Raw genomic sequence first — 2,538 nt, forward strand, 5'->3', positions numbered from 1 at the left:
GGAATTTTTTCTTCCAAGAAGAGATCATGGGTGGGTTCGTTAACCCAAAATGAAGAGCTGTTTCAGCTCGAGAAGCGCCTGTCCTTTTCATAAAGCTCAGTACATCCAGCTTGAATTGAACAGAATAAATTTCATGTTTCTTCTTTCTAGTTAGCCCTATTGCGCCGTATTTCTGGTAAACGTTCACCCAATTACTAAGCTGTGTATGTGATTTTATATCGTATTTATGCACTAGCAACTTTAAACCAAGTGAACCATCTAGATACTCTTTCACAACCATCAACTTAAACTCATCGCTATATTTAGCCATAATAAAACACCCAAAAGGTTAGATTTTGACTCTAACTTTTGGGGTGCACAACAAGGGATGCGTTTTATTGATTCAATTGTCCGCCGTCAACGGTGTAGATGGATTGAGTGACATATGTTGCATCATCAGATAATAAGAATAAAACCACATTTGCGACCTCTTCAGGTTCGCCGTAGCGTCCCATCGGAACAGCTTGAGCGAATGTTTTTGTAGCTGCTTCTCCTTGACCAGGAAGCGTATTTTCTTCAATTTGACGCATCATGCGTGTATTGATGATTCCAGGAGCAACGGCATTGACACGTACACCGAAGGGTGCTGCTTCAAGAGCGGCTACACGGGTGATACCAATCAACGCATGTTTCGACATGATATACCCAACCATACCAGGAGAAGCCATTAGTCCTGCTCCGCTTGCGGTGTTAACGACAGCACCAAATCCTTGTTTTTTCAGCACTGGCAACACATATTTTAACCCTAAGAAAGCTCCTTTAATGTTGACATTGTAAACTAAATCAAATGTTTCAATTGGATACTCTTCGATTGACTTTGTCGTTCCTTCAATACCTGCGTTGTTAAAGAATCCATCAATTTGACCAAACTTCGAAATTGTTGCATCTACATAAGCCTTAACTTCCTCTTCATTTGCCACATTGGCTTGAATAGCAATTGCACCATTTTCGTCTAAGCCTAAATCAACAATCACTTGTTGAACAGCTTCTAAATTTAAATCAACAAGTGCCAATTTAGCTCCCTCATCAGCTAGTTTTTTAGCCGTTACTTTTCCAATTCCACCTGCTGCACCTGTCACAATAATTACCTTATTTTCAAATTTCCTCATAAGGACACTCCCTTTTTTAAAATTATATTTTAAATTCTAGATACTATATTTATAGAAAGAAAAACCCTTTCATGTCTTAATCCTTCTTCCACTATGGGTATCGCCTATGGAAGCCCTCAAACAATAAATAAATCACAAATGAATGGAACCACCTTTATTCAGATGTTTACTTATTTAACTATTGGTAGCCAGCCAGGTATATCTTCTACATATCCCCACATAGTACCTGGTGCAAACATTCCATTTTCAAAAGATGAATTAGTTGTCATTGGTAACATGTTAATCCGATTTTCAATCGTGGCACTAGATGCAAAATGTATGGTTCAAATAGCATATTATATTTTGGATTGTATTTCTATTCTCCCTTGATATTTTTTTTAAAGCTTTAATTATAAAGTGATGCTACTTGACTCGTTAGTATAGCTTGTTGGTTAAATTTTATTCACATATCAAGCCTATTCATAGTTTCCTCACTCTTTTTCGGCAAAGCACAAAATGAGGATCCGCCAGCTTTTTGCGGACCGGGCAAGTCCTCTATCAGCATTTCAGTTTCCAAGGCCAAAAAGGGCAACCCTTGTAATCTACGAAAGTTGCTTGTTGAACAGCTTGCGGATTCGTGTATAAAATCATAATAGGCTAAGGCCGCTTACGAATAGGTTAAGTAGAATATGATAGGCAAATAAAAAAAGCTACCTACCCACAATCAAGCTTTGTGGACAGGTAGCTTTCACAAGCTTATGTACATTTTATCCCATTTTCAACGAGCAGCCCCCCTTTGTTACACTTGTTTAAGTTCATCCTGGGTATACACTGTTCAAACATATTAGAATTTAGTAATATCATGCAATTATATTGTTCAAACAGGCTTGTTCATGGATACTCATATAATTTTTGGCCATGCCAGTGTTTGTACTTAGGTTCTGCATTTATCTTCATTTACTATATCGAAACCATATTCAAAAGCACAAAAATATATAGATAATATTTTACGCGGTAGGGATTAAATTATGAAGCTTACATTTTTGGATGTTATAGTTGTCACTTTAATCGGTAAATTGCACCTGTTTGAAGTGCTATTTTGCACTTCATAGTACGCCTTTTCTAAACAATAAATGCACTTATCCAAGCTGTGAGCAAGTTTTTAAATTTGGTTGTGCAAAATAACACTTAAAATAAGTGCAAATTACCTCTTAAAGTGACACTCAACTAAACAAATGCGTTTTGAAATAACCACTGTTCATTTTCATATCCAGCCTACAGACTTACCCTCTCCTTTCATCCAATTAGTTTTTAAAATCGAGTAGGAGGGAGTGATTAACTCCCGACCTCTCACACCACCGTACGTACCGTTCGGTATACGGCGGTTCAATTAAGATTGATGACGCAAAGT

Annotated in this window: 2 protein-coding genes; both read right to left on the reverse strand. The window is 37.3% G+C overall.

Going from position 1 to position 2,538, the window contains the following annotated elements:
• A partial coding sequence (locus AC1TO4_RS19705) for a transposase (RefSeq protein WP_482106703.1) occupies positions 1-310 on the reverse strand: 310 nt, incomplete at its 3' end.
• 64 nt (positions 311-374) lie between these two features.
• Entirely contained in the window at positions 375-1,148 is a 774-nt protein-coding gene (locus AC1TO4_RS19710) for an SDR family NAD(P)-dependent oxidoreductase (protein WP_482106704.1), read from the reverse strand.
• Positions 1,149-2,538: the final 1,390 nt, after the last annotated feature.

Source organism: Sporosarcina sp. Y838 (assembly GCF_056786515.1).